Here is a 26380-nt window from a genome sequence, read left to right as displayed (position 1 = left end):
CGATGCTATTATCTTATACGTTTTATCTTTTTGTTGCCTAATACATTTTTCATGATGGATAAACTTCATCAATTCGATGAAAAACTGTTAGAATGCAGTGTTTTATTATATTTTTTTAATTTGTTGCTTTGAGAGTTAATATGTCACTGGAAGCCCTGACCACAGAAGCGCTTGCTGCCATTGCAGCAGCTCAAGACCTTGTTGCACTTGATCAGGTACGTGTGCAATTTACAGGGAAAAAAAGCCAGCTTGCAGAACAATCGAAAGCATTAGGGAAAATGGACCCTGAAGAACGCAAAGTACAAGGTGCTGCGATTCATGCTGTTCGAGAAACAATTAATACTGCTTTAACAGAACGTCAAGCAGCATTACAGCAGGCAGCACTTGAGCAAAAGCTAGCAAGTGAAACGATTGATATTACTTTGCCGGGCCGCGGTCAGCGTGTTGGTACAGTCCATCCTGTTACCCAAGTACAAGAAAGAATTTGTCAGTTCTTCACTAAAGCTGGTTTTACAGTCGCGACTGGTCCGGAAGTTGAAGATGACTATCATAATTTTGAAGCATTAAATATTCCTGGTCACCATCCAGCGCGTGCTATGCACGATACTTTCTATTTTGATGCCACTCATTTACTGCGTACGCATACTTCTGGTGTACAGATTCGTACAATGGAAACAAGTGAACCGCCAATTCGTATTGTATGTCCTGGGCGTGTTTATCGTTGTGACTCAGATCAAACACATTCACCTATGTTCCATCAGATCGAAGGTCTATACGTTGCCGAGAACACCAGCTTTGCTGAGTTAAAAGGTTTATTGATTAATCTGCTTAATGAATTTTTTGAAAAAGATTTAAAGGTACGTTTCCGTCCATCATATTTCCCGTTTACTGAACCAAGTGCGGAAGTAGATATTATGGATGAACGTGGCCGTTGGTTAGAAGTTTTAGGCTGTGGCATGGTACATCCAAATGTATTACGTGCTGCTGGTATTGATCCTGATAAATACAAAGGCTTTGCTTTTGGTTTAGGGGTAGAGCGTTTTGCAATGTTGCGTTATGGCATTAATGACTTGCGTATGTTCTATCAAAATGATGTGCGTTTCTTACGCCAATTTGCCTAACAGTTTTTCAGGATTAAATAAGGTTTATAAAGATGAAGATTAGCGAAAATTGGTTACGCACATGGGTTAACCCAGCAATTGATAGTGATACATTGTCTGATCAGTTGACGATGCTTGGTCTTGAAGTTGATGAATTAGCACCTGTGGCTAAACCATTTACAGGTGTTGTAATCGGTGAAGTATTAACTGTTGAGCAGCATCCTGATGCAGACCGTCTGCGTGTAACAACTATTAATATTGGTTCAGGTGAGCCTCTGCAAATTGTATGTGGCGCACCTAACGTTCGCGTTGGAATGAAAGCTCCAGTTGCAACCATTGGGGCCGTATTGCCTGGCGATTTTAAAATCAAAAAAGGTAAGCTTCGTGGAGTTGAGTCACAAGGGATGCTTTGTGGTGCTTCTGAGATTGATCTTGAAGATAAAATCGATGGTTTGCTCGAACTGCCAGCGGATGCTCCAGTAGGAGTAAATATCCGTGAATACCTCAAACTTGATGACAATGTCATTGATATCAGTATTACGCCAAACCGTGGTGACTGTTTTAGTATTCGTGGTATTGCCCGTGAAATTTCAGTTATTAATAAGCTAGAAATGATTGAGCCTGTAATTAATACGGTTGCTGCCACCATTGCTGATGAGAAAAAAGTAGTTATCAGTACTGAAGGCGCTCCGCGTTACTTAGGGCGTGTAGTTAAAAACGTTAATATAAAAGCTGCTACTCCCGAATGGATGCAACAGGCGTTATCGCGTTCAGGAATTCGTACTCATAGTATTTTGGTTGATGTGACCAACTACGTCTTAATGGAATTGGGTCAACCAATGCATGCATTCGATTTGTCTAAAATCGAAGGGACTGTACATGTTCGTCAAGCAACACAACAAGAAAAGTTACAACTTCTAAATGATCAAGAAGTTGAGTTGCAAGAAGATATTATGGTGATTGCTGATGACCAAAAAGCTTTAGCAATTGCTGGAATTATGGGTGGTTTAGCATCAAGTGTAACCGATGACACGACTGATATCTTCCTAGAAAGTGCTTGCTTCGCGCCACTCGCGATTGCTGGTCGTGCTCGTCGTTTTGGTTTGCATACAGACTCTTCGCAGCGTTATGAACGTGGTGTAGATTTTGAATTGCCGTTAATTGCGATGAACCGTGCTTCGCAGCTTATTCAAGAGTTAGCGGGTGGTGAATTTGGCCCAATTACTGTAGCTGAAAAAACTGACTTACTTCCAAAACGTGAAGCCATTGAACTGAAACAAGTTCAGGTAGATCAATTATTGGGATATCAAGTTGCGGGTGAGTTCATTGCAGATGCTTTAACCCGACTAGGGTGTGAGGTAACTGTTAAAGCTGAAGGTGAGTGGAGTGTAGTTCCACCATCACATCGCTATGATATGGCAATTTATCAAGACTTAATTGAAGAAGTTGCGCGTATTGATGGCTATGACAATATCCAGATTAGCTTACCAAGCATGGATGTTAAATTTGCTAAATATCAAGATCGCTTTGAGCTCGCTGAGCTGCGTCAAACGATTGTGACATTAGGTTATCAAGAAGCAATTAGCTTTAGCTTTGCAGATGCTAAACTTGAAAAGCAATTAAATCCAGAAGTTAAGCCACTGATGCTAGCAAATCCAATTTCAAGTGATTTGGCTGCAATGCGTAGTACTTTACTTTCTAGTTTAATTCCTTGCGTACAATATAATCTCAACCGTCAGCAAAGTCGTGTTCGTTTCTTTGAATTCGGACTGCGTTTTGATTATCAAAATGCTAAGAGTATTGAAGACTTGCAACAGACTCCTACCTTGGCTCTAGTGGCAGTAGGCTCGCAAGCACCAGAATCTTGGCATGCTAAGCCTCAACCAATGGATTTCTTTGATTTCAAAGGTGAAGTAGAGGAGATTTTGGCTGCTGGGCGTGTAAGTGTTGAATACGTTCGTTCAGAACGTGCGTGGTTGCACCCAGGGCAATCGGCTGAAATTTTAGTAGATGGTAAGTCAATTGGTTATTTGGGTCGTTTGCACCCCTCTCTAGAAAATGAGCTAGATTTAAGCACAACTTGGGTTGCAGAGCTTGATCAAACAGCAGTTTTGCAATCTTATGTATCTAATTTTACAGAATTATCACGTTTTCCTTCGATTAGACGTGATATTGCGCTTTTAATCTCTGATAATATAAATGTTAGAGATATTCAGCAGTTAATCGAAAAAACTGGTGGAGAGCTTTTAGACTCTACATGGTTATTCGATGTGTATACGGGGCAGGGTGTCGAAGATGGTAAGCGCTCATTAGCGTTTGCACTATTGTGGCAACATCCTTCACGTACGCTTGAAGATGCTGAAATTAAATCTGGTATGGACAATATTATCCAAGTGTTAGAAAACACTTATCAAGCGACATTGAGGGCCTCATGACAGCATTAACTAAAGCAGACATGGCTGATCATTTAAGTGAGTTAACCAGCTTAAATCGCCGTGAAGCAAAACAAATGGTCGAGTTGTTCTTCGACGAAATTAGCCAAGCACTTATTGCAGGGGAGCAGGTTAAGCTCTCTGGTTTTGGTAATTTTGAATTAAGAGATAAACGCGAACGTCCAGGACGTAATCCGAAGACAGGCGAAGAAATTCCGATTTCTGCTCGCCGTGTAGTGACCTTCAGAGCGGGTCAGAAATTTAGACAACGCGTTGGAAATGAGCAGATCGATTGATCTGCTTTTTTTTATTTATATGTTAAATAGCTTTATATAATCTTATTTAACTTTAATGATGTCCCGCTTTAGAGTGGCATTGTAAGCGGGGGGATTGTTAGAACTTAAAATTTAGGCATAAAAAAAGAGGACAAAATGTCCTCTTTTTTCTAATCTAGTATATAGATTAGTGTGCAGCAGAAGCAGCAGCTTCAGAAGCAGCAGGTGCAGAAGCAGCAGCAGCAGAAGCTTCAGAAGCAGCATCAACAGCTTCAGAAGCAGCAGTAGCAGCTTCAGAAGCAGCAGTAGTAGCTTCAGAAGCAGCAGCTACAGCTTCAGAAGCAGCAGCAGCAGGAGCTTCTTCTTTCTTAGAACAACCAACGAAAGCTAAAGTAGCAGCTACAGCAGCAGCAACAGCAAATTTTTTGAATAACATGGCATCACTCTCACAAAAAAGATTTGAGATTAAAAAAACCTAAGTTGGACTGTTTTGCTTTTATTATTCCTAAAACGTAGCTAGGTAACAACGCATGGAGCAGTCTAACTGGTCTGCCGCTATGCTATCACTGCAAATGCTGAAATACTACTGCTGTCTGTCAAAAAAACGTATGAAAAAGAGAAAAACAGTCTGTTTTTTAACAGAAAAAAACAATCAATCAGCCCGAGTACATTGGAAAAGGTGGAGGTAAGCCACTAAAAAACTTAATTTTTTTAATTCAAAAATATTTATTATCAAAATCTTATAAATAATTTTACATAAAAAACTGCAAAATGTATTTTTGTGTAAAGCTTGTCAACCAAATAAAAAGCCACTCAAAAGAGTGGCTTTTTATTGAAGATTAATCGATTAAGTTGAAGCTTTACGTTTCATTTGATCGAAGAAATCATCATTTGTTTTAGTTTCTTTCATGCGATCAAGTAAGAATTCCATTGCCGCCAACTCATCCATAGGATGAAGAAGCTTGCGGAGGATCCATACTTTACGTAGGTTATCATCATCCATTAAACGCTCTTCACGACGGGTGCCAGATTTCTTAATATTCATAGCAGGGAAGACGCGTTTTTCAGCAATACGGCGATCAAGAGTAATCTCTTGGTTACCTGTACCTTTGAATTCTTCATAAATTACGTCATCCATTTTACTGCCTGTTTCAATCAAAGCAGTTGAGATGATCGTAAGAGATCCGCCTTCTTCAATATTACGTGCAGCACCGAAGAAGCGTTTAGGGCGCTCTAATGCGTGAGCATCTACACCACCAGTTAATACTTTACCTGATGAAGGAATGACAGTGTTATATGCACGCGCTAAACGGGTAATAGAGTCAAGCAAAATCACAACGTCTTTTTTATGTTCAACAAGACGTTTTGCTTTTTCAATCACCATTTCTGCAACTTGTACGTGGCGAGCAGGAGCTTCATCAAAGGTTGAAGCAATGACTTCACCGCGAACAGTACGTTCCATTTCGGTTACTTCTTCTGGACGCTCGTCAATTAATAGAACAATCAGGAATACTTCAGGATTGTTTCTAACAATAGATTGAGCAATATTTTGAAGTAACATTGTTTTACCCGCTTTTGGCGGTGCAACAATAATAGAACGTTGACCTTTACCAATTGGCGCAACTAAGTCAACCACACGAGAAGTTAAGTCTTCTGTCGTACCATTACCTAGTTCCATAACCAATTGTTCGGTTGGGAAAAGGGGGGTTAAGTTTTCAAATAGAATTTTATTTCGAGAATTTTCTGGCGTGTCATAGTTAATCTGGTTAACTTTGAGCAACGCAAAATAACGCTCACCTTCTTTTGGAGGGCGAATAGTACCTGTGATGGTATCGCCTGTACGCAAGTTAAAGCGTCGGATTTGTGAGGGACTCACATAAATATCATCCGGACCTGCTAAATACGAACCTGCGGCAGAGCGCAAAAAACCAAAACCATCAGAGAGAATTTCAAGAACGCCATCACCAAAAATTTCTTCGCCATTCATTGCATGGCGTTTCAAAATGGCAAAGATAATATCTTGCTTTCGGTTACGAGCCATACCTTCCAGGCCCATAAATTCAGCAATTTTAATTAATTCACCAATTGGTTTTTTCTTGAGTTCAGTTAAATTCATAAGGGTCAGAATTAGGAAAGAGTAGAGTGTGGTTTAAAAAGAAGAAAAATCGCTCGCATACAAAAAAGATTATCGCAATTGTATTTACACAATAACAATTCAGAAGTCTGATTGATTGTTTCGAAGAAAAATGTGAAAAAACAATTTCTGTTGCCGAGTGGCGATCTTTATGTTTGTGTCTTGTAAGAAGCCGGACGAAGATGATTCCCTTCAGTGCCTCTTGAGCATGTAATATAAGCCAGCTTAGTTAATTTGTCAATTTATAGCCGAAAAAAATACGCTATAAAAAAGTATAGCGTATTTTCATTCTTAGCATTTTGACTTAAACATTTTCATCAATAAAGCTAACAAGTTTAGAGCGAGGTACAGCGCCAATTTGTTGAGCTACGACTTCACCATTTTTGAAAAGTAATAAAGCAGGAATATTACGGATATTGTATTTCACCGCAATATCTTCGCAAGAAGTCACATCAACTTTAACAATTTTTACTTTACCAGCATATTCACTTGATAAGTCTTCAAGAACAGGTGCAATTGCTTTACAAGGTGCACACCAACCTGCCCAGAAGTCAACAAGCACAGGTGTTTCAGCGTCTAGAACATCTGCTTGGAAGTTATCATCAGTTGTATTTACAATAGTCGCAGACATGGTACGGCTCCAATTTTTAGAAAAAAGTGCTATTACTACAGGAGAAAATTATCTCTATCAGTATTACATAGCTACTTAGTTCAATGTAAGGGTTTGATGCTATTATTCAAGGCTTAACTAAATTTGTCTAATGGATGCTCACGATATTCATCATCGACTTGTACAATCAACTCATAAATAGAAAAATATAAATGACAGTTAATTGATGATGAAAATGGCTTTTCAATTGCATTCTTGTGAATTACTCTAGGCGTGAATTGTTATGGGTTTAGTTCAATAATGTCTGACTTTCTGATTGATGAAGAATTACTTGCCGCCATAGATATGGGGTCGAACAGCTTTCACCTTGCAATTGCACGGGTAGATCACGGTGAAGTTAAAAAAGTTGCTTCGATGTCAGAAAAAGTACAGCTTGCAGCTGGTTTAGATGAGAATAAAAATTTAACAGAAGCAGCTCAGCAACGTGGTTTGGCATGTCTAGCGCGTTTTGTTGGAAGATTGAGTTCTGTTCAACCTAATCGTTTACGAATTGTGGCTACTAATGCCTTGCGTCAGGCAAAAAATGGTCATGAATTTATCCAAAAAGCTGCAGAAATTTTACCTAAACCTATTGAAATTATTGCAGGGCGAGAAGAAGCTCGTCTGATCTATTTGGGTGTATCGCATACCATGGCTAATGGTGGACGTCGCTTAGTTGTTGATATTGGTGGGGGTTCTACTGAATTCATTATCGGTGAAGAGTTTGAACCGATTTACACCGAATCATTACAAATGGGTTGTGTGGCCTATACAACAGCTTATTTTGCTGATGGGGAAATTACTCAGAAATCATTTGATAAGGCCGTAGTTGCTGCCCGTAAAGAGCTTTCTGCTATTGCAACGACTTATAAAATGGAGGGGTGGGATACTGTCGTTGGTTCGAGTGGAACGATTAAAGCCTGTCGCCAAATTATGGTTAATATGGGCTTAAGTGATGAACAAGAAAATGTCACTCGAGAAGGGTTATACAAACTTAAAGATAAATTACTTAAGTTTAAAAATGTTTCTGAAATTGATTTTGAAGGATTAAGAGAAGATCGACGAGCAGTTTTGCCAGCCGGATTGGCAATTTTGTACGCAGTTTTTGAAGTTCTAGAAATTGATCGTTTGGCATATTCTGATGGTGCATTACGCGAAGGTGTTATGTATGACCTATTAGGTCGATTTAAACATGAAGATATCCGCGACCGCAGTGTACAAGCTCTAATGGGCCGTTATAATGCCGACCCTAAACAAGCAGAACGTGTTGTCAAGACAGCACAACAATTATTTGATGGTGTTGCTAAATCTCTTAATTTAACGAGTGAAGACAGTGACTTACTGCGTCGGTCAGCTTATTTACATGAAATTGGTTTAGCAATTAGTCATGGTGGTTATCATCGCCATGGTGCTTATTTATTACAGCATTCTGATATTCCGGGTTTCTCGCAAATTGATCAAAATCATCTTTCACATTTAGTTGCTCATCATCGTCGTAAATTACGAAATGATGTAAAAAACGAAATTTTGAAGGCTGGTGGTCATAAATTACTTTACTTAAGTTTATTGCTTCGCCTAGCAGTTTTACTCAACCATAGTCGAAGTGATCAGATGCTTCCTGCCATTGAACTGACCATCATAAATGATCAACAATGGCAGCTTAGTGTTTCTGGTGATGCCAAACAATGGCCATTGTTAGTTGCCGACTTGCATGATGAGCAAGAGCAGTTTAAGCATTGGGACATTGAATTGAATATTCAGTCGGAAAAATTTATCGATTAAAGGGATAATATTCGACCTATGAAAAAATCTACTCAGTCCAAAGCTTGGACAACGGTTCAAATTGCACGTCATCCTGAACGTCCGCAGTTTCTAGATTATGTCGGTGAAATCTTTACAGAGTTTGACGCCTTGCATGGTGATCGTTTGTTTGGTGACGATGGTGCGATGGTAGGTGGTCTTGCTCGTTTTGACGGTCAACCTGTGATGGTCATTGGACAACACCGTGGTCGTAGTACCCGTGAAAAATTAAAGCATAACTTCGGTATGGCTAATCCTGAAGGTTACCGTAAATCTCAACGCCTATTAGATATGGCTGAGCGTTTTAATCTTCCGGTTTTCACGTTTATTGATACTATGGGTGCTTACCCAGGTGTTGGTGCTGAAGAGCGTGGACAAGCCGAAGCAATTGCAACTAGCCTTGCTCAACTTTCACGTTTGAAAGTTCCTGTTGTTGCAACAGTACTGGGTGAAGGTGGTTCTGGTGGTGCTTTAGGTATTGGTGTGGCTGACAGAGTAATTATGTTGTCGCACAGTATCTATTCTGTGATTTCACCAGAAGGCTGCGCATCTATTTTATGGAAAACTGCTGAAAAAGCGGCTCAAGCGAGTGAAGCTTTAGGTTTGACAGCAGACAAATTACAATCTCTAGGTATTGTTGAATATGTAGTAGATGAAGGCGAAGGGGCACATTTAGACCCTGAGCAAGTCATGCAAAACCTAAAAGTAGTTTTGAAGCAAGCTTTGGATGAATTGCTACCACTGGATGCAAATGAACGATGCGAAGCACGTTATCAACGTTTAATGAAGTTTGGCAGCGCAAATTTAGGCATAATGTCTTAAAGCAGGCTCAACTGTTTTCAGAAAATAGTTCTTTTCTTATTGGATGTAGTGGTGGCATGGATTCAATGCTGCTACTACATTTGATGTCTCAAATTTTCCCTCAAAAGATCCGAGCGATTTATATCGATCATCAACTGCAATCACAAAGTGCAGAATGGGGGAAACTCGTTTCTAAACAAGCTACTCGCTTAGATATTCCTTATATTATTCAAAAAGTTCAAGTTACCGACGGTAATTTGGAAGCTCAAGCACGTCAGGCACGTTATCAAGCTTATCGACAGCATTTACAAGCCAACGAAATTTTAGTGCTTGCTCATCATCAGCAAGATCAGGCTGAAACGTTAATTTTGAGGTTGTTATCGGGTGCAGGTGTTGATGGATTGGCTGCCATGCAATCTATTGATTATCGTGCAGACATGACAATTTGGCGTCCTTTTTTAGATTTAACTCGGGAGCAAATTGCCGATTGGACTACTCAACTTGAAATTGAGTATGTAAATGACCCTACAAATTACGATATTCATTATGATAGGGCGTGGTCACGTGAGGAACTTTGGCCTTTTTTACAAAACCGCTTTCCTAAAATGCAGCAAGCACTTAGTCGAACCAGTTATTTGATGCAAGATGCTTCTGAAATTTTAGAAGAAGTTTTGATAGTCGATTTAAAACATTGTGGCACCGCTGAGTGTTTAGACTTAACTAAACTTTTAGATTTATCGGTTGCCCGTCAGCGCCAGTTGCTTTCGGTTTGGATGAAAGGTGATGGACAATATCGACCTGCATTTGAAATGGTCGAGCGCTTAAAAAATGAAGTGATTGATTCAAAGTCTGATGCACAAGCTGCATTACACTGGAATCAGTTTTACTATGTCCGTTATCAACACCATCTTTATAGATTGAGTAAGCAGGCTTTTTTTGCTGAAACATTAAGTCCAGTTGAAGCTGAATCGGAGCATCATTTCCAAATGGGAGAAATAGTGCATTACGCTTCAGGAAATTTTCAGATTAAACAAAAAAAAATCGGTTTGGCTTCATCTTTATTAAATGAAAAATTGAGAATAATTCGACGTCAAGGTGGGGAAAAAGTCCATTTATATGGTCGTGTTGGTCAATGGCCATTAAAAAAAGCAATTCAAGAAGCACATATTTTGCCTTGGCTTCGTCATACAATTCAAATATTAGTCATAGATAATGTTATGCTTGGGGTTTTTACACCGAAAGGATTTTGGTTGGCTCAGTCTCCGTATTGTGAGCAAGGAGGATGGCAACCAGATTTAATTTCTCATTCTTGTAATCTGGTAAATGGCGAATATGGTTATGGCAAGTGCAGTAAATTGTAATATCTGTTTTATTGGTGGCGGTAATATGGCCCAAGCTTTAATTGGCGGGCTCGTTTCAAGAGGTTTACCACCGACACGTATTACAGTTTCAGATCCTGTTGAACAGATCCGTCAATTATTACAAGAGAAAGAAGTCCACGTAACACAAGATAACGTGGCTGCAATTCAAAATGCTGATGTTGTCGTATTGGCGGTAAAGCCTCAAGTTCTGGCGACTGTTTTACGTCCCTTAAAAGGTCTGTTATCAGATAAATTGGTCATTTCAATTATTGCTGGTGCTGAAATTCAAACAATATCAAATTTAATTGATAGCGATCGAATTGTGCGAGTTATGCCAAATACACCAGCTCTGGTTCAAACTGGCGCGCATGGTATCTATGCAAATGATGTAGTGGGTACTTCGGATCGTGAATTAACAAGTCAGATTTTAGCAGCCACAGGCTTAACAATTTGGGTAAACTCCGAAGCTCAAATTGATGCGGTAACAGCAGTTTCTGGCTCAGGTCCTGCATATTTTTTCTATCTCATGGAAAGTATGATCCGTGCGGGTAAAAATTTAGGACTAGATGAAAAAGTTGCAACCGCTTTGACTCTTCAAACGGCGTTAGGTGCAGCTCAAATGGCAATTACCAGTTCAAATACTCCATCTGAACTTCGTAAGAATGTGACATCGCCAAATGGTACAACACAAGCTGCACTTGAAGTTTTTGACCGTGCACAAATCTCCCAAAATATTCAATCTGCATTGGCTGCTGCACAGAAGCGTAGCCAAGAATTGGCTCAAGAATTGAGTGACAGTGCGAAATAGCTTAAATAGGATAAGACAACTATGGGTGCAAATTCTGCGCTAATTTTTGGAATTTTAATTAATGTCGCGATTTTATTGGTCTTTTTCCGTTTTTTAATGCAATTAGCGGCAGTAAGTCCTTATAATCCTGTGGTTTTATCGACCGTAAAAGCGACTAAGATTGTTGATATTTTTGGCCGAATTTTTCCGACGGTCGCAAAAGGCCGATTTAATTTGGCTGCGTTGGTTCTTTTAATTACATTGTATTTACTGAAAATTTTCGGTGTGATGTATCTTTCTGGTTCTATGCCAAATAGTCCGATTCATTTACTGATTCTGACATTTGTAACCATGATTCAGGACTTGATTCGTTTCTGCCGTTATTTAATTTTCGCAACAATCATTTTGAGTTGGGTGGTCATGTTTACTCAATCGCGTTCACCTTATATTGAGGTGATTCAAGATTTGGCTGAACCATTACTCGCACCATTCCGCCGTTTATTGCCTAATATGGGAATGATTGACTTATCTCCAATTTTGGCATTTTTGGCACTCTATATTGCCGAGATATTGATGAATGAAGTAGCGAAAGTTCTATTAACAGGACTTTAAGCTGACTCAATAAAAAAGGGCTGTATTTCACAGCCCTTTTTTATTTCTGTTAATTAATGAGCATCATCCCAGTTTAGACCTTGTCCTACCTCAACCACTAAAGGCACAGAAATTTCTACAACTGATTCCATGACTTTTGCGATTTGTTTGGAAAGTTCTTCAGCAATGTTTTGATCGGCTTCAAAAACTAATTCATCGTGTACTTGAAGTAGTAACTTGGCTTGATCTTTTGGCAAGATTTTATCAACTTCAATCATCGCAATTTTAATAATATCAGCCGCACTGCCTTGTAAAGGTGCATTGATCGCAGCACGTTCGGCAGCCTTACGCACCATCACATTTCGTGCATCAATATCTGGTGTATATAGACGACGGCCTAAAATAGTTTCAACAAAGCCTTGCTCTGATGCAACTTGACGTGTGCGTTGCATATATTCATAGATGCCAGGATAGCGTTGGAAGTACTGTTTGATATAGTTCTGCGACTCTTGACGTGTGAAACCTAACTGACGAATCAAACCAAACTCAGACATACCATACAGTAGACCAAAGTTTACTGCCTTAGCTTGGCGACGCTGGTCATTAGTCACATCTTCAATTGCAATACCCAATACTTCTGCTGCAGTTCTACGGTGAACATCTTGTCCATGCTGGAACGCATGTACTAACGCATCATCTTGAGAAAAATGTGCCATTAAGCGTAGTTCAATTTGCGAGTAATCGGCAGCCAATAGAACTCGGCCTTCTGGTGCAATGAATGCTTTACGAATTTGACGACCAATTTGTCTACGAATTGGAATATTTTGTAAGTTAGGGTCAGAAGAGGAGAGGCGGCCTGTTGCTGTTAAAGCTTGATGATAGCTCGTATGTACACGATGCGTGTCGTTATGAGATTGCTCTACTAGACGGTCCGTATAGGTACTTTTTAGCTTTGCCAATCCGCGATGTTCTAAAATAATTTCTGCTAAAGGATGTTCAATTTTTTCTAAAACACTTTCGCTTGTACTGTATTGCCCAGTTGCGGTTTTTTTACCACCTTTGATTCCTAATTTATCAAATAGTATTTCGCCTACTTGCTTAGGTGAAGCAATATTAAAAGTTTCATCTGCAATTTCCATGGCCTGATTTTCAAGACCTTCCATAGTTTTTGCAAATTCAACACTTAAGTTATCGAGGAATGCATGATCTAAACGAATGCCATCTTCTTCCATGCCTGATAAAATTCGGGCAACTGGCATTTCGATGTTATATAAAATATTTTCTAGCTCAGGGAATGGCTTAAGTTTATTTGAAAGTACTTCATATAAACGATAGGTGACATGTGCATCTTCTGCTGCATAGTGGGCAGCGACTTCAATCTCAATTTGATTAACTGTTTTCTGCTTTGCACCTTTACCAGCAATTTGCTCAAAAGTCGTTGTTAAGTGACTTAAGTAGACACGAGCAACATCATCCATGCCATGACGAGTCGCTGCCGCATTCAATACGTAAGATGCCAACATGGTATCGAAATACCAGCCTTTTAGCTCAATACCGTGGTTTGCAAAAATGTGTGCATCATATTTAAGATGATGGCCAATTTTTTTAACCGCTTCATTTTCTAGTACAGGCTTAATTTGAGCCAGAATTTGCTCACGGTTCAGTTGCTGTGGAGCATTTTCATAATTATGCGCTAAAGGCACATAATAAGCGTCTTGTGCATCAAAGGCGATTGAAAAACCAACCATCTCGGCAATGCGGTAATCAAGGCTTGTAGTTTCTGTATCAATGGCAAAATGATCAGCATTTTGCATGCGTTGCAAGAGTTGATCCCATGTTTCTTGAGTTAAAACAGTGTGATAATTTGCAGTTCCAAGCTGGTCATCTTGACTGGTTAAGCTTGCTTGATCTTCGGTTTCTATAGATTCAGCAGGTTTAACATCATTTTGAACAACAGTCTGTGAAGCTTGTTGTTTATAACTAGAGCTGTTCGGATTATTTGGATGATCAAGCGACTGTAACTGATTTCTAAATTCAAGCTCAGTATATAGGTTGCGCAAAGCATCAACATTTGGGTCGATAAGCTTTAATTCATGCCAATCGAGTTCTAAAGGAAGATCGCACACAATGCTTGCTAACTGGTGATCAAGCTTAATATTGTCTAAATTATCTTTGATATTCTGGCTAATCTTGCCTTTAAGTTGGTCTGCATTGGCAATGATATTGTCTAAAGTGCCATATTCAGTCAGTAACTTAGCTGCTGTCTTTGCACCTACACCTGGTACACCCATAATTCCGTCAGATGCATCGCCCATAAGGGTTAGGTAATCGATAATCTGATTTGGCCAAACTCCAAATTTTTCAAAAACACCGTCAGTGTCCATTACGCGATCTTTAAAGCTATCTTCTAACTTTACATGATCATTAACTAATTGAGCCATGTCTTTATCTCCAGTCGAGATAAGTACATGGTGGCCTTCGAGTACGGCACGTTTAGCAAGTGTACCGATAATGTCATCTGCTTCTGCGCCAGGGAGACTATATAGAGGAATACCTTGAGCTTTAATCAATGCATGTAAATATGGAATTTGTTGAGACAACTCTTCGGGCATGCTCGGGCGGTCACCTTTATAGATCGGTGAAAGCTTATGACGGAAGGTTGGTTCGGGGGTATCAAAAATTACAGCCATATGCGTTGGTTGCATACGACGCATCAATTTTTGAATCGCAGAAATTGCTCCACGTATTGCATTGGTATGTAACCCTGTAGAGGTCGTCAATGGTGGTAATGCATGATATGCACGAAATAAAAAATAGGACCCATCAACCAAGACAAATGGTGGCATTGAACAATTCCTTAATCTGAATTACGGGTATTTTACGTGAAAACGGATATGAATGCAGATTTATGATTTTTGCAGTATTTTGTATGTATAAATATACGCTTGTATTTGCTTAAAGTAAGATGACATGTAATGAAGGTGTCATATTGCTAAGCCCATGTATAAAAAAGACAAACAGGGAATGATCATTGTTTTGATCGCTTTGACTTTGTTTTTAGCCATGTCAATTGGTTTTAAATTTCATAGTGCCGTTGTTGTTTTATCTATTGCATTTATCGTAATACTGGTTCAGTTATTGTCAAATCTGCATCAGCGTCTGACTCATTTAGAACAACAGTTTTCTCATCAAGCAACTCCTCTTTATTCTATTCGTATGCAAACAACAGCAATTTATGCAGCCGCTTTGGTTGCATTAGTTGCTTATATGAATCACTGGATGTGGATTGCTGGCGGTGCATTACTGGTTTTATTGTTATGTTTGGTCCAAACGATTAGTGCATTTCATACTCGACTGTTGTATCTCGAGTCGGCAAAACAAACTGTTCATGTAAATGAAGTTGTAAATACAGATGCTGTAACACCCGTACTAGAGCCAATCGATCCAAACAATATGATCAAGCCAACTCTACCTGCAACGAACACTTTAGATCAAAAAGAAAATCTAGTTCCTGTACAAACTGCATGGTGGCAACCAGCAATAGATTGGATGGTACATGGCAATCCAATTTTAAGAGTTGCTGTTGCTGTGCTCATGGTTGGGGTAGTGTTATTACTGCGTTTTGCAAGTGAACATTGGCAGCTGAGTTTAGGTGTGAAACTTGGATTTATCGCTATTGCTGGAGGTGTATTAACGGCATTTGGATATACCTTACAAAAGAAAAATCAACTTTTTGCTGTGGCATTGCAAGGTGTCGGACTGGCAGTTGTGTTCTTAACACTTGTGTTCTCACATCATTTTGGTGTGATTGCCAATCTAACTACAGCAAGTATTCTGTTTGCGATTTTATTAGCAATCACTGTATTTTTAAGTTTAAAGCAACAGGCGATTTATTTAGCTATTTTAGCACTCGGCATGGCTTATGCTGCCCCATTGGTGATTCCGCAATATCGCCCTGATGTGGTTTTCTTATTCAGCTACTATTTGGTTATTAATCTTGCGGTTGCCGCCGTTAATTTTATTCAACCTTGGAAAATCTTAAATCAAATCGCTTTCTTTGCCACGATGTTTATTGGTGGTACTGCAATCGCATTTTATGCAGAACCTGCAAAATTTGACACATTAGACTGGATTTTATGGCTACATATAGCCCTGTTTATTTGGCTTAGTGTTCGTTATAGCCAAAATATATCTCGAGTTTCAGCACGTGAACAACAAGAAGGCATTCGTTTACCACCACTGTTAGATGTTGGTCTTATTTTTAGTGTGCCTGTACTGGGTTTCACACTACATGCCTATTTAGTACATGAGTCTACACAAGTGTTGACGATTGGTGCTGCTGTTTTGGCTAGTACCTATGCGGTATTAAATTTCTGGATCAAAAAGAGTCATCCTCAACTTTCAGTACTAGCAAAAAGCTTTTTCATTCTTGCCGTTGCATTCTTTGCCTTAATATTTCCACTTGCGAAAGGGGCACATTGGACTGCAATTGGTTGGGTTGCTCAAGGTACGGCCCTCATTGTATGGGGAGTAACTGAGCGCTACCGTTTAAGCCGATATATTGGTGTAGTTTTAGTCTTACTCAGCTCTCTTGCACTGTTTTATCAGATTTGGGCGAATGCAGAGTTTCCGACTCTAAGCACAAGCATTTATGCAATTGCCCAATTCATTTCGGCCTATTATTTATTGCAATACAACACTAAAGAGCAACACTATTTTAGTGCCAGCATGTTTAGCGGTATTTTCTTATGTTTAGGGATGTATGCAGGTGCTGTAGCGGGTGTAGAAATAATGGCATGGCACCATCATGGTTTGAGTCCGTATTTGATGATTGCTATAGCTCTAATAGCAATATTTAGTTTAGTTGTGCACTATAAATTACGTGTGCAATGGCAAAGTTTGCAGTTAATTTTAGTTAGCCTGTTACTGTTGTTAATTTTTGGTGAGGTCTTTTCCAGCCAAGTATTCACCATGTTTAAATGGCCGAGTATATTGCAACAGGGCACTTTCCTTGTTGCTGCAATTGCTCTTAGTGTCTTATTTATTATGGCTCAACCGCAGTCAGGTCAGTCTGGATATCTAAAGGTCTGGTCTGGTTTAGGTTGGTTGGCATTAGCAACGGTGGGACTGGCGATCTTTCCGCAAATGCCAATAGTTGCTTTGGCTTTTGTACCCGTAGTTTATTCACTCTGGGCATATAAGTCTCATAAAACTGCTTTGTTACATCAAATTCCGGTGTGGTGTTTAAGTTTACTTTGGTTGCTTGTGGTGAGTGTCGATATCCATTCTGCTGAGTACTTTTATTTTGTTCCTTTGCTTAACTTAACTGATTTCCTTTCAATTGCAGTATTTGCAGGTCTTCTCTTTATTATCTATAAACATGCTTTTGATCAAGATAAATCGCTTGAGTGGACTTTTAAAATTACAACAATTCTAGTGGGATTATTAGTATTCAGTAGTGTGGTGGTCAGAGGTTTGCACCATTACTGGGCGACACCACTATGGAGCGCTGCAATTTGGACAAATGGTCTAGTGCAGTTAAGTTTGACATTGCTTTGGGTTGTATTAGCGTTCATTTTAACCACATTCTCTAGCCGAAGAATGATTCGTCAATTATGGTTTGTGGGTGCTGCGCTTTTGGGAATTGTAGTATTAAAACTAATTTTGCTTGATCTATCGCAAAGTGCGACATTAACTCGAGTCATTTCATTTATTGGGGCGGGTGGGGTAATGCTAATTATTGCTTATCTTGCACCATTACCACCGTCATCCTCTGTACAAAAAAATGAAGAGCCTAAGCTTTAGGCTCTCGTTTTAACTCATTTTGATTACTATATTGATCAATATCATCTTCATTAAAAACAGTAGGTGGTCGATCAATCAAACCCATTTTAGGAACAGGAATTTCAATCTGATTATCTAAAAATCCATTTCGAATTCTTTCTTGCATCTCATCTCGGACTTTTAAAGAATTTTCTTGTCTACACCACATTGCAAATAAAAGTTCAATTGATGATTCACGAAAGGCCGTAACCGTAACAGCAGGCTTTGGGTCATCTAACACAAGCGGATAATGAGCTGCTACATTAAGTAGAACTTCGCGAACTTTTATGATGTCTTCATGGAAGTTAATTGCGAGTGTAATTGGAATACGCCGTATTGGGTATTTAGATAAGTTGTGTACAGGCGCGCGAATAAGCTGTTCATTTGGCAGACGAATATAAACATTGTCGAGTGTAAGTAATTTCACAGAGAGTAAGTCGATTGAGATCACTTCACCTTCAATCGTATTTCCACGAATGAGGGTAATCTGGATCGTATCACCGACTTCAAACGAACCTTCGCCAATCAAAAATAAACCACTGATTAAGTTGCTGGCAGACGTTTGCGATGCGAAACCGAGTGCTACTGTTAGAATCCCTGCGGCACCAAGGAATACGCTCAGTTTAAAACCAGCTTCTTTTAAACTCGTCATAATGAAGAGTAAGAAAATAAAATAAAAAATACCACGACGCCACACAAGGCGTTGATGGGCATTAAAACGTGAGCCAATAGTTCTAATAAATGTATTTGAAATAATACGGGCAAGAACAAAACCAATAAAGCAAAGCACAACAGCGACTAAAATTTCACTAATACGCTCGGTATTGATATTGGTAAATATACTTTTGAGGCTATCAGCGATATCTTTAGGAATATTTGAATCAGCCATATAAACCTCTTAAAAGAATGAATCAAACATATTAAATAGTGCTCCACCAGGTGAACGTGGTGGGTGAACATAAGTCACTTCACCCGCAAGTGGTGGAGTGCGGTTTTCAATACGAATGCGTGCAGGACGGTCAGAGCCTTCATAGAAAACTTTAATTTGAGATGTCCATAAACGCCCTGTACTTTCACTATAAAAAAGAGGTAGGGCGGTAACTGGCACGTTCATGCGATCAAAACGTAATTGATGATTACTGGTATTGTGAAAATCAATTGGTGTAACTGCACGAAACGCACGGGGGGTTAACAGGTTCAAATCGGTACGCCCATCTACGGAAGTGGCATAACAGATTTCGCCTTGCTGGGCATTTGGACCAAACCATGTATCTTTAGGTTGAATCACAGGAATTTCAAACAAAGGCTCATGCTGACTTTCAACTAAACCAGCAATCCATAATGGTGTACTAATATAAAGAGTTCCGCGTTGCCCCGCTGGAATGTAGATAGGATCAACGGGTTTAATTACTACGGAACGGTCTGCCAGACGTGGCATAAGTAGAAATTCTGGATTAGTTTTCCGGAACATGTAGCGTTCTACTTGAACAGTATGCGGAAAGGCAAAATTCGGATCTGCGATTGGGTGCCAATCTTGCTCATTATCGTCCTGAAGAGATGGACGATAATATTCGATACGCCATTCTTTTATGCCGCGCGTTAGACGAAAAAGCATTGAACCGAATTGCCATGCTTTAGCCTGATTAATTTCAAAGTGCTGTTCGCCCCACCATTTTAAAGAATTCTGGGGACGAGGCTGATATTCATTATTTTCAAACAAGACGCAAAATTCCTCTACCGAGTTGTTAAACAGACTTCACGCTGTAATCTGCTTAGAGTACACTCAAAATCATCTTACTCATCATTATAAATTGTGATGCAAATATTGAAACAAATACAAGTTCCATATAGTTTTGCCAAGCGTCATGGTGTTTTATTTCGTTATGACGGTGATCAAGTATTTATTATTAGACGTCAAAACACTGAAAAAATTGCATTGCAGGAAGCAAGACGAATTCTAGGTAAGCCAGCTCACTACCAATTATGTACTGAACAAGAATTTAATGCACTGCTTAGTACAAGTTATGCGCGAGATACAGGGGAGTCACAAGAAGTTGCAGCAGGTTTAGAAGATCATCCTGATTTATTAAGCTTGGCCGATCAGGTTCCAGAAACAGAAGATCTGATGGACCAAGAGGATGATGCACCTATTGTCCGTCTTATTAATGCGCTACTTTCAGAAGCAATACGGGTAGGAGCTTCTGATATTCATATTGAGGCTTTTGAAAAGAAATTATCTGTACGACTGCGTGTAGATGGTCAATTACGTGAAATTGTACAGCCACGCCGTGAGTTGGCACCTTTGCTGGTTTCACGTATTAAAGTCATGGCAAAACTCGATATTGCGGAAAAACGTGTACCGCAAGATGGGCGTATTTCTTTACGTCTTGCTGGACGTGAAGTAGATGTACGTGTTTCGACTTTACCTTCATCGCATGGTGAAAGGGTTGTAATGCGTTTGCTTGATAAACAAGCTGGTCGTCTTAATATGATCCATTTGGGTCTGATGGCAAATGACTATGAGCGTTTAACTCAGTTAGTACATCGTCCGCACGGGATTATTTTGGTAACAGGTCCTACAGGCTCGGGGAAAACGACGACCTTGTATGCAGCCTTATCGGATCTAAATGACAATACGCGTAACATTTTGACAGCTGAAGATCCGATTGAATATCAACTTGAAGGTATTGGGCAGACACAAGTCAATACTAAAGTGGATATGACTTTTGCTCGTGCTCTAAAGGCAATGTTGCGTCAAGATCCCGATGTAGTCATGGTTGGTGAGATTCGTGATTTAGAAACAGCAGAAATTGCAGTACAAGCATCACTAACAGGTCATTTGGTTTTATCTACACTGCACACCAATACAGCTATTGGTGCGGTCACCCGACTTAAAGATATGGGGATTGAACCATTCTTATTATCGAGCTCTTTAATTGGAGTGATTGCTCAACGTTTAGTTCGTACCTTATGTCAACATTGTATGACATGGCGTGAAGCAGATACTTTCGAAAGACAGGTATTTCAGCATATTCATAGTGAGTCTATGTTGAAGTTACCACAGGCTCAAGGATGTGATCATTGTTCGCATTTAGGTTTTAATGGGCGTACAGCTATTTATGAAATCGTGCCTGTTGATGATTCTATGCGCCGTCAGATTCACGGAAATGCGGCTGAATATGAATTAGAAAATCATGCTCGTCAGTACTCTGGCTCTATTCGTGATGATGGTTTACGCAAAGTACTTACAGGTAAAACTACACTCGAAGAAGTGCTTCGAGTAACCAATGAAGCAAGTGAAGCATAATTTGTAACGTGCAAAAAAAATGCCCGATAAGATTCGGGCATTTTTTTTAAACTTAAAAAATTACTCAGTCACAATATTAAAGTTCACATCAATATTATTGCGAGTTGCATTTGAATATGGGCAAACGATATGAGCTGCTGCAACTAACTTTTCAGCTTCTTCACGATCCATGCCAACTAAGTAAACATTTAAAGTTACTTCAATACTAAAACCTGTAGGAATTGGGCCAATACCTACTTCGCCTTCTACATACGCATCTTTGCTAATATTAAATTTATCGCGGTTTGCAACAAATTTTAAAGCGCCTAAAAAGCATGCTGAATAACCAGCTGCAAATAATTGCTCAGGATTTGTTACAGCACCACCAGCGCCACCCATTTCTTTAGGTACGCCAAGTTGTACATCTAATACACCGTCTGATGAGGTTGCGCGGCCATCACGACCACCGGTTGCCTTAGCTTTTGCGCGATAAACAACTTTTTCTAATGACATCGTTTTTATTCCTAAAATAAATTGAATACAAATATATCGTACACGACTTAATTGTTTTGACAAGTATATTTTTTGAAATAATTGCTGTTTATTTGACTAGGTTTGTACGGAGTTTAGTAAGTTGATCTTTTAGGTCCAGTAACGTTGTCATATCACATGAACTTGCATCTAATACTTCGGCTGGGATATTCATTGCCTGATCTTTTAATTTTTTTCCTTCATCGCTTAACGTAATAATAACTTGGCGTTCATCTTGCGTTGAGCGAGTGCGGTGAAGAAAATGTAGGGCTTCTAATTTTTTCAGAATAGGGGTGAGGGTTGATGATTCTAAAAAAAGCTTGGCACCAATTTCTGAAACAGTAACTTCATCCTGTTCCCATAAAACTAACATCACCAAATATTGAGGATAAGTAATACCCAAAGGCGTTAGGAGTTTTCGGTAGAGCTGATTAAGAGCTAAATTTGTTGAATAGACGAGGAAACATAGTTGATTCTCAAGCTTTAAATTTTTACAGTCTTGGTCCATATATTCCTCAAAGAAACTAATATTGCTTTTGTAGTATATCGCGTTCTATTCAGTTTCTTAAATGTTCATAAGAATAGGTTATGAATAAAGTAAATTAAGGGGCATAAAAAATGGAATAATTAAATCAATTATTCCATAAGATAAAAATCTTTTAGATAAAATTTTCTACCATAGATCTGCAATTTTTTTCATTAAACGTGCACGATATTTAGCAGTCGGATTATTTACACTACGTTGTTGCTCTTGTTCATAAAAATTTTGCCAAGCAGTAATCATTTCAAGTGTTGTTCCTTGTTTTTTAATCATAGAGACATCTGCTGGTTGAATATTTTCTAAACGTTGTCTTGCACCTTCTGCGCCAGTTCCCCATCCAATTATTCTTTGGCCAAATGCAGGCAAAGGAATATCTTTAGGAGTAGAGGGAAGAATATCTGATTTGAGTTGTGCGGTTGGTGAAACGAAATGATTCGTTGTACCAAACTCTGCATAACAATGAATATTTGCCCCCAAGCAAAAAAAGCTAAATAAGTATTTCCACATGAATAATTAAACTTTTAATAGTGAATCAATTTACGGTGTGTCATTAGAGGCATTGAAGAGCGGACGAGATCTTGTGCTGTTAAATCAAAAGGTACAGTGATTAAACCATTCCCTTCATATCCAATCATACTTAAAATTTGACCACGACTATCTGTTGCCCCAGAGTGTCCCCAGGTTTGTCGTTTTTCACCATGCCAGCCCTGTTGTGCTGCACCTAAAACATAACATTGGCTATCCATTGCTCGAGCCTGTAGCAGAAGTTGCCAATGCATTTGTCCAGTTGTGTAGGTAAATGCAGCAGGAGCAGTAAGAAGATGAGCGCCTTGTTGTCTTAGTGTTAGAGCAAGCTCTGGAAAACGTAAGTCATAACATACCATTAAGCCAATATTGCCAAAAGGGGTAGATGTGACTACTACGTCTGTTCCTGGTTCAAAGAAACGAGACTCTTGATAACCACCGACCGCATCACCAACTTGTACATCAAATAAATGGATCTTGTCATAACGTGCTTCTGTACGCTCAGGGCTGATACAGAGGCTAACTGTTCGGACGCGACCATCTTGAATCGTAGATCCATTTGGACGGAATGGACATGGTAAGGTTCCAGCCACAATCCAGATTTGATATTGATGTGCTAGTTGCTCAAGCCTTTGTTGAATAGATTCAAATTGCTCAGCAGTTTCACGTTGTTTTCCAGCAGCAAAACATACAAAGTTTTCAGGGAAAACAATCAGGCTAGCATTTTGCACCTTGCTTTGTTGAATCAAAGACTCAATGACTTGAAAATTATTTTCAATATCATCTTGAGAGTTCATTTGAGCAACAGAAACAAGAGTCATATTCTAATCCGGCTTAATCGTGAAAATCAGGCATTTTGCTTATCCGATACCTGTTCAAGCGTATCTTGTTCTTTCTGTAACTGCTTCACAAGTGGCTCAAACATATTCTGATTGTTTGCATTGAGTTTCATCAATGTCTTATGTGCATCCAGAACAGTTCTTAGCATTGCATTATGAGTGATTTGTTCATCTGTTAACGTTAACGTACAAACATTAGGATCACCACAGTAATTCAAAATGACAAAAACCTGCCCTAGCCCCATACTGTTGGCTAAGGTTGTGATATCTGGATTGGTAGATAGCATCACAGCTTGAATATGATGAGTCTGTTTCAGCTTTAAACCTAGCTTAGCTAAGATACCTAATACAGTACTATCAATAAATGTTGTTTGGGTTAAATCAACGATTGCACCAACAACATTCTCTTGCTGTTCAATTCTGTTTAAAAGTTTGTCTAGACTTATACAAGAATGGGCTCGCACTTCACCAATAAGTTTGAAAATATGCGTTCCATTTAAGCTTGCATATTCAACATGACCTGTTGACATATAAATGCCATTTTCAGAGAAGGATAGAAAAATTATCACATAGTGCCATCTCAGACTCAAGAGTCCTTAGGTCGTATATTATGTAATTAATTGATTCGTAAATTAATTCATTCGACAAAGACTGAAAATAGCAATATCATCGGCCACATGATCGGGTGCTTGAAATGATTGATTTTGCAAATGATGAACCAATTGTTGGAACTGATCATTCAAACCACCATCAAAGGGTTCGAGGGCTCCATCAGAGCAAACAATGAAGCGCGCATGGCGATTTAGTGTACAAACATGCTCTTCAACTTCGAGTTCATCCGTTAAACCTAGCGGAAAACTGCTCGTTGTTAGAATTTTAGGTGGTTGGTTGGGTTCGAAAATAATAGGAGGGGGGTAGTGCCCAGCGCTTGACCAACGAAGAGTGTGCGTTTCAAGATTTAAAATACCCACAACAATCGTAATGTGCTTTTCAATATTTTCTTGAACCAACATCCCGTTTAATTTTTTTATTAATTGTCTTGGGGTTTTAGATCGACCATGGAAAGCTGCCATCCATGATGTTAGCAAACTACTCGTTACACCATGACCTGAAACATCTGCAAGATAAAATAAAACTTCTTTATCGTTTAATTTCCAATAGTCATACCAATCACCGGAAAGATAAGCCGAAGGCTGAAAGAAAGTTTCGACTTCATAATTTAATAAATCGATTGGGTTTGGTAATAAGCGTTTTTGCAATTCAGCAGCCGAAGGTAAGTCACGGCTATCTTGATTACGTTTATATTGAGCATCAATTCTTGATAAGGCTTTGTTTAAATCGTTAGGTAGTTGATTCCATACCCAACCTGCAAGAGCACCTGCTTCCCATGCATGAGCTAAAGCGCCACCTTCATTTTCAAAGGCAATTACAATAGTCGGTAAATTCCACTTAAAAGTCAGGAAATCTTGTACATCTGCAATTGCAATAATGGTTGGATCATATAATTCTAAATCATCTATGTTAATGACTTGTAAGCCTGGTAGTTTATCCAAAGCTTGCTCTAAATAAGGGATAGAGCGTGTCGGTTTAATAAAATACATAGAAGATATGGTAGTCCTTTTATATGATCACTTTATTCATCATAGAGTATGTATCATCAAAATCAAGGTATTGCCGAATTCTCAATCCAAGCAATACCTTGATTTCATCTTTTAAGGGTTTTGATTCTCATCCGGTGTATCTTCTGAGTCATCATCAATAAAAGATACATCAGCCGAGTCGCCCTTTTTCTCTGCAATCTGGAATGCTTTACGTTGGAGGTATAAGTCTCGAATCATAGCGTATTGATCACCCTGTAAAGTTTGATCCAAGTCCAGATATTGAGCACGGGTATCAACAGCTTGTAATAAGTTACTCGACCAATAAATACCGTCTTGATCATCCATAACATATTTTTGTGGACGAGCTTGGGCATCTACTGCCAAACCAAAACCATCACGTAAAGTACTCGGCCCAAAGAAAGGTAGCATAAGGAATGGACCAGAAGGCACACCATAGTAACCGAGAGTTACACCAAAATTCTCTTCCTCAGTTGGTAAACCTAAGCGGCTGGCTGGGTCTGCCAAACCAAGAGTAGTTAAGGTATTAATTGTAAATCGACCTAAAGTTTTTGCTGCACGACTCGGGCGACCTTGAATAAGCTGATTAACAGCATTCCATGGTTCACCAAGATTTTTACGGAACTGGCGATAAGAGCCACGTACATCTTCTGGGGTCTTTTCTCTATATTGAACAGCAACAGGACGCAAAAAGTTTCGGTCCAGCATATCATTAAAAGAATAAATTGGACGGTTCAACGACTGCAAAGGATCTTTTACAGGATCTGGTTGTGCTGCATTTGCATTAATTTTTAAATCTTTAACTTTAATATTTTTTAAATCATTAATAATTTGTGATCGAACATGATGAGATCCAACTTCTGCTGCTGAGTTAGCATTAGGAGATTCACTTATCGTGTTTTCTTGAGCATATATAGAGGTACAAACACCTACAGATAACACGCTTAGTAAAATTAAATTAGAATAATTCATATAATTCCTTAACCGCCAGCCAGGCTAATACTTAATGTGCAGTTGGGTGGAGATATGTTTTAATACAAAATCGATAACCTATTATCAATGTAAAATTGATCAAATAATATAGATAATATGCTAAAATGGCTAAAAAGTAGCCATGCGATATGATTAATTTAAAAAAGGGGTTGCAAAGGGATCTTAATCCTCTATAATGCACATCCATCGGCGGTGATACAGATAGAAACTTGTTGAAAAACAGTTACTTGGAATTGGGTTGATTGCTTTGAGCAGTGGATTTGATAAGAAGTTGGTTTTGAGAATAAGTTTTA

General features: G+C 39.1%; 24 protein-coding genes. 11 read left to right on the top strand and 13 right to left on the bottom strand.

Features of this window, described 5'->3' with window-relative positions:
• Window positions 1-140: 140 nt before the first annotated feature.
• Genes pheS through MKL38_RS17310 form a run of 3 tightly spaced genes read left to right on the top strand, consistent with a single transcriptional unit; the run spans window position 141 to window position 3828 of the window.
• Window positions 141-1121: a phenylalanine--tRNA ligase subunit alpha gene (pheS, locus tag MKL38_RS17320; RefSeq protein ID WP_003655056.1), complete on the top strand. Its 981-nt coding sequence runs from the start codon at window positions 141-143 to the stop codon at window positions 1119-1121.
• A 32-nt stretch (window positions 1122-1153) separates the two neighbouring features.
• Complete coding sequence (gene pheT / locus MKL38_RS17315; RefSeq protein WP_270903906.1) at window positions 1154-3535, top strand: phenylalanine--tRNA ligase subunit beta; 2382 nt, start codon at window positions 1154-1156, stop codon at window positions 3533-3535.
• The gene (locus MKL38_RS17310) at window positions 3532-3828 is read left to right on the top strand and encodes an integration host factor subunit alpha (RefSeq protein ID WP_000126166.1); all 297 of its coding nucleotides are present in this window, start codon (window positions 3532-3534) and stop codon (window positions 3826-3828) included. The genes pheT and MKL38_RS17310 overlap by 4 nt, the downstream gene beginning before the upstream one ends.
• A 166-nt stretch (window positions 3829-3994) precedes the next feature.
• Here the strand turns inward: MKL38_RS17310 and MKL38_RS17305 are convergent, their stop codons facing one another.
• On the bottom strand, window positions 3995-4243 hold the full coding sequence (locus tag MKL38_RS17305; RefSeq protein WP_270903905.1) for a hypothetical protein: 249 nt from the start codon (window positions 4241-4243) through the stop codon (window positions 3995-3997).
• Between the two features lie 94 nt (window positions 4244-4337).
• On the opposite strand from MKL38_RS17305, the gene MKL38_RS17300 reads away from it, so the two are divergent.
• The gene (locus tag MKL38_RS17300; protein WP_270903904.1) at window positions 4338-4496 is read left to right on the top strand and encodes a hypothetical protein; all 159 of its coding nucleotides are present in this window, start codon (window positions 4338-4340) and stop codon (window positions 4494-4496) included.
• A 158-nt stretch (window positions 4497-4654) separates the two neighbouring features.
• Here MKL38_RS17300 and rho read toward each other — a convergent pair whose 3' ends face one another.
• Window positions 4655-5923: a transcription termination factor Rho gene (gene rho, locus MKL38_RS17295; RefSeq protein ID WP_003655059.1), complete on the bottom strand. Its 1269-nt coding sequence runs from the start codon at window positions 5921-5923 to the stop codon at window positions 4655-4657.
• Window positions 5924-6245: 322 nt separating this feature from the next.
• Window positions 6246-6572, bottom strand: a complete 327-nt coding sequence (gene trxA, locus MKL38_RS17290) for a thioredoxin (RefSeq protein ID WP_003655060.1) — start codon at window positions 6570-6572, stop codon at window positions 6246-6248.
• 279 nt (window positions 6573-6851) lie between these two features.
• On the opposite strand from trxA, the gene ppx reads away from it, so the two are divergent.
• Genes ppx through MKL38_RS17265 form a run of 5 tightly spaced genes read left to right on the top strand, consistent with a single transcriptional unit; the run spans window position 6852 to window position 11951 of the window.
• On the top strand, window positions 6852-8372 hold the full coding sequence (ppx, locus tag MKL38_RS17285) for an exopolyphosphatase (protein WP_017388337.1): 1521 nt from the start codon (window positions 6852-6854) through the stop codon (window positions 8370-8372).
• A gap of 18 nt (window positions 8373-8390) precedes the next feature.
• On the top strand, window positions 8391-9212 hold the full coding sequence (locus MKL38_RS17280) for an acetyl-CoA carboxylase carboxyltransferase subunit alpha (RefSeq protein WP_003655062.1): 822 nt from the start codon (window positions 8391-8393) through the stop codon (window positions 9210-9212).
• Window positions 9149-10552: a tRNA lysidine(34) synthetase TilS gene (gene tilS, locus MKL38_RS17275; protein ID WP_270903903.1), complete on the top strand. Its 1404-nt coding sequence runs from the start codon at window positions 9149-9151 to the stop codon at window positions 10550-10552. Before MKL38_RS17280 ends, tilS begins: the two co-directional genes overlap by 64 nt.
• Entirely contained in the window at window positions 10524-11360 is an 837-nt protein-coding gene (proC, locus tag MKL38_RS17270; RefSeq protein ID WP_080026326.1) for a pyrroline-5-carboxylate reductase, read from the top strand. Before tilS ends, proC begins: the two co-directional genes overlap by 29 nt.
• 21 nt (window positions 11361-11381) lie before the next feature.
• On the top strand, window positions 11382-11951 hold the full coding sequence (locus MKL38_RS17265; RefSeq protein WP_003655065.1) for a YggT family protein: 570 nt from the start codon (window positions 11382-11384) through the stop codon (window positions 11949-11951).
• Between the two features lie 53 nt (window positions 11952-12004).
• Here MKL38_RS17265 and polA read toward each other — a convergent pair whose 3' ends face one another.
• Window positions 12005-14776 (bottom strand): DNA polymerase I, encoded by a 2772-nt coding sequence (gene polA / locus MKL38_RS17260; protein ID WP_270903902.1) that lies wholly within the window; start codon window positions 14774-14776, stop codon window positions 12005-12007.
• A gap of 154 nt (window positions 14777-14930) precedes the next feature.
• On the opposite strand from polA, the gene MKL38_RS17255 reads away from it, so the two are divergent.
• Window positions 14931-17735, top strand: coding sequence for a DUF2339 domain-containing protein (locus MKL38_RS17255; RefSeq protein WP_270903901.1), 2805 nt, complete (start codon window positions 14931-14933; stop codon window positions 17733-17735).
• Here MKL38_RS17255 and MKL38_RS17250 read toward each other — a convergent pair.
• Both MKL38_RS17250 and MKL38_RS17245 read right to left on the bottom strand, forming a co-directional pair.
• Entirely contained in the window at window positions 17725-18642 is a 918-nt protein-coding gene (locus MKL38_RS17250; protein WP_003655068.1) for a mechanosensitive ion channel family protein, read from the bottom strand. The two genes, MKL38_RS17255 and MKL38_RS17250, sit on opposite strands and share 11 nt — an antisense overlap.
• A 9-nt stretch (window positions 18643-18651) precedes the next feature.
• Complete coding sequence (locus MKL38_RS17245) at window positions 18652-19473, bottom strand: hypothetical protein (protein ID WP_209831625.1); 822 nt, start codon at window positions 19471-19473, stop codon at window positions 18652-18654.
• Between the two features lie 96 nt (window positions 19474-19569).
• Here MKL38_RS17245 and gspE point away from each other — a divergent pair, with 96 nt between their 5' ends.
• On the top strand, window positions 19570-21060 hold the full coding sequence (gspE, locus tag MKL38_RS17240) for a type II secretion system ATPase GspE (protein WP_004641278.1): 1491 nt from the start codon (window positions 19570-19572) through the stop codon (window positions 21058-21060).
• 60 nt (window positions 21061-21120) lie between these two features.
• On the opposite strand, the gene MKL38_RS17235 is transcribed toward gspE, so the two are convergent.
• The 7 genes from MKL38_RS17235 to MKL38_RS17205 form a co-directional block, all read right to left on the bottom strand.
• Window positions 21121-21552 carry an organic hydroperoxide resistance protein gene (locus MKL38_RS17235; protein WP_003655074.1) on the bottom strand — a complete coding sequence of 144 codons (432 nt, stop codon included), beginning with the start codon at window positions 21550-21552 and terminating at the stop codon, window positions 21121-21123.
• A gap of 88 nt (window positions 21553-21640) precedes the next feature.
• Window positions 21641-22078: a MarR family winged helix-turn-helix transcriptional regulator gene (locus MKL38_RS17230; RefSeq protein ID WP_003655075.1), complete on the bottom strand. Its 438-nt coding sequence runs from the start codon at window positions 22076-22078 to the stop codon at window positions 21641-21643.
• Between the two features lie 165 nt (window positions 22079-22243).
• Window positions 22244-22618, bottom strand: coding sequence for a DUF4951 domain-containing protein (locus MKL38_RS17225; protein WP_151744283.1), 375 nt, complete (start codon window positions 22616-22618; stop codon window positions 22244-22246).
• A 14-nt stretch (window positions 22619-22632) separates the two neighbouring features.
• Window positions 22633-23457, bottom strand: a complete 825-nt coding sequence (locus tag MKL38_RS17220) for a carbon-nitrogen hydrolase family protein (protein ID WP_270903900.1) — start codon at window positions 23455-23457, stop codon at window positions 22633-22635.
• A gap of 26 nt (window positions 23458-23483) precedes the next feature.
• On the bottom strand, window positions 23484-24005 hold the full coding sequence (gene gigB, locus MKL38_RS17215) for an anti-anti-sigma factor GigB (RefSeq protein WP_002117273.1): 522 nt from the start codon (window positions 24003-24005) through the stop codon (window positions 23484-23486).
• Between the two features lie 102 nt (window positions 24006-24107).
• Entirely contained in the window at window positions 24108-25076 is a 969-nt protein-coding gene (gigA, locus tag MKL38_RS17210; protein WP_270903899.1) for an RsbU family protein phosphatase GigA, read from the bottom strand.
• Window positions 25077-25187: 111 nt separating this feature from the next.
• The gene (locus MKL38_RS17205; RefSeq protein ID WP_270903898.1) at window positions 25188-26066 is read right to left on the bottom strand and encodes an MlaA family lipoprotein; all 879 of its coding nucleotides are present in this window, start codon (window positions 26064-26066) and stop codon (window positions 25188-25190) included.
• Window positions 26067-26380 lie beyond the last annotated feature (314 nt).

The organism is Acinetobacter sp. AOR14_HL, from assembly GCF_027855175.1.
GTDB lineage: Bacteria > Pseudomonadota > Gammaproteobacteria > Pseudomonadales > Moraxellaceae > Acinetobacter > Acinetobacter calcoaceticus.
Note: the sequence above shows the minus strand (reverse complement) of the source record. Positions and strands in the feature narration are given on the sequence as shown.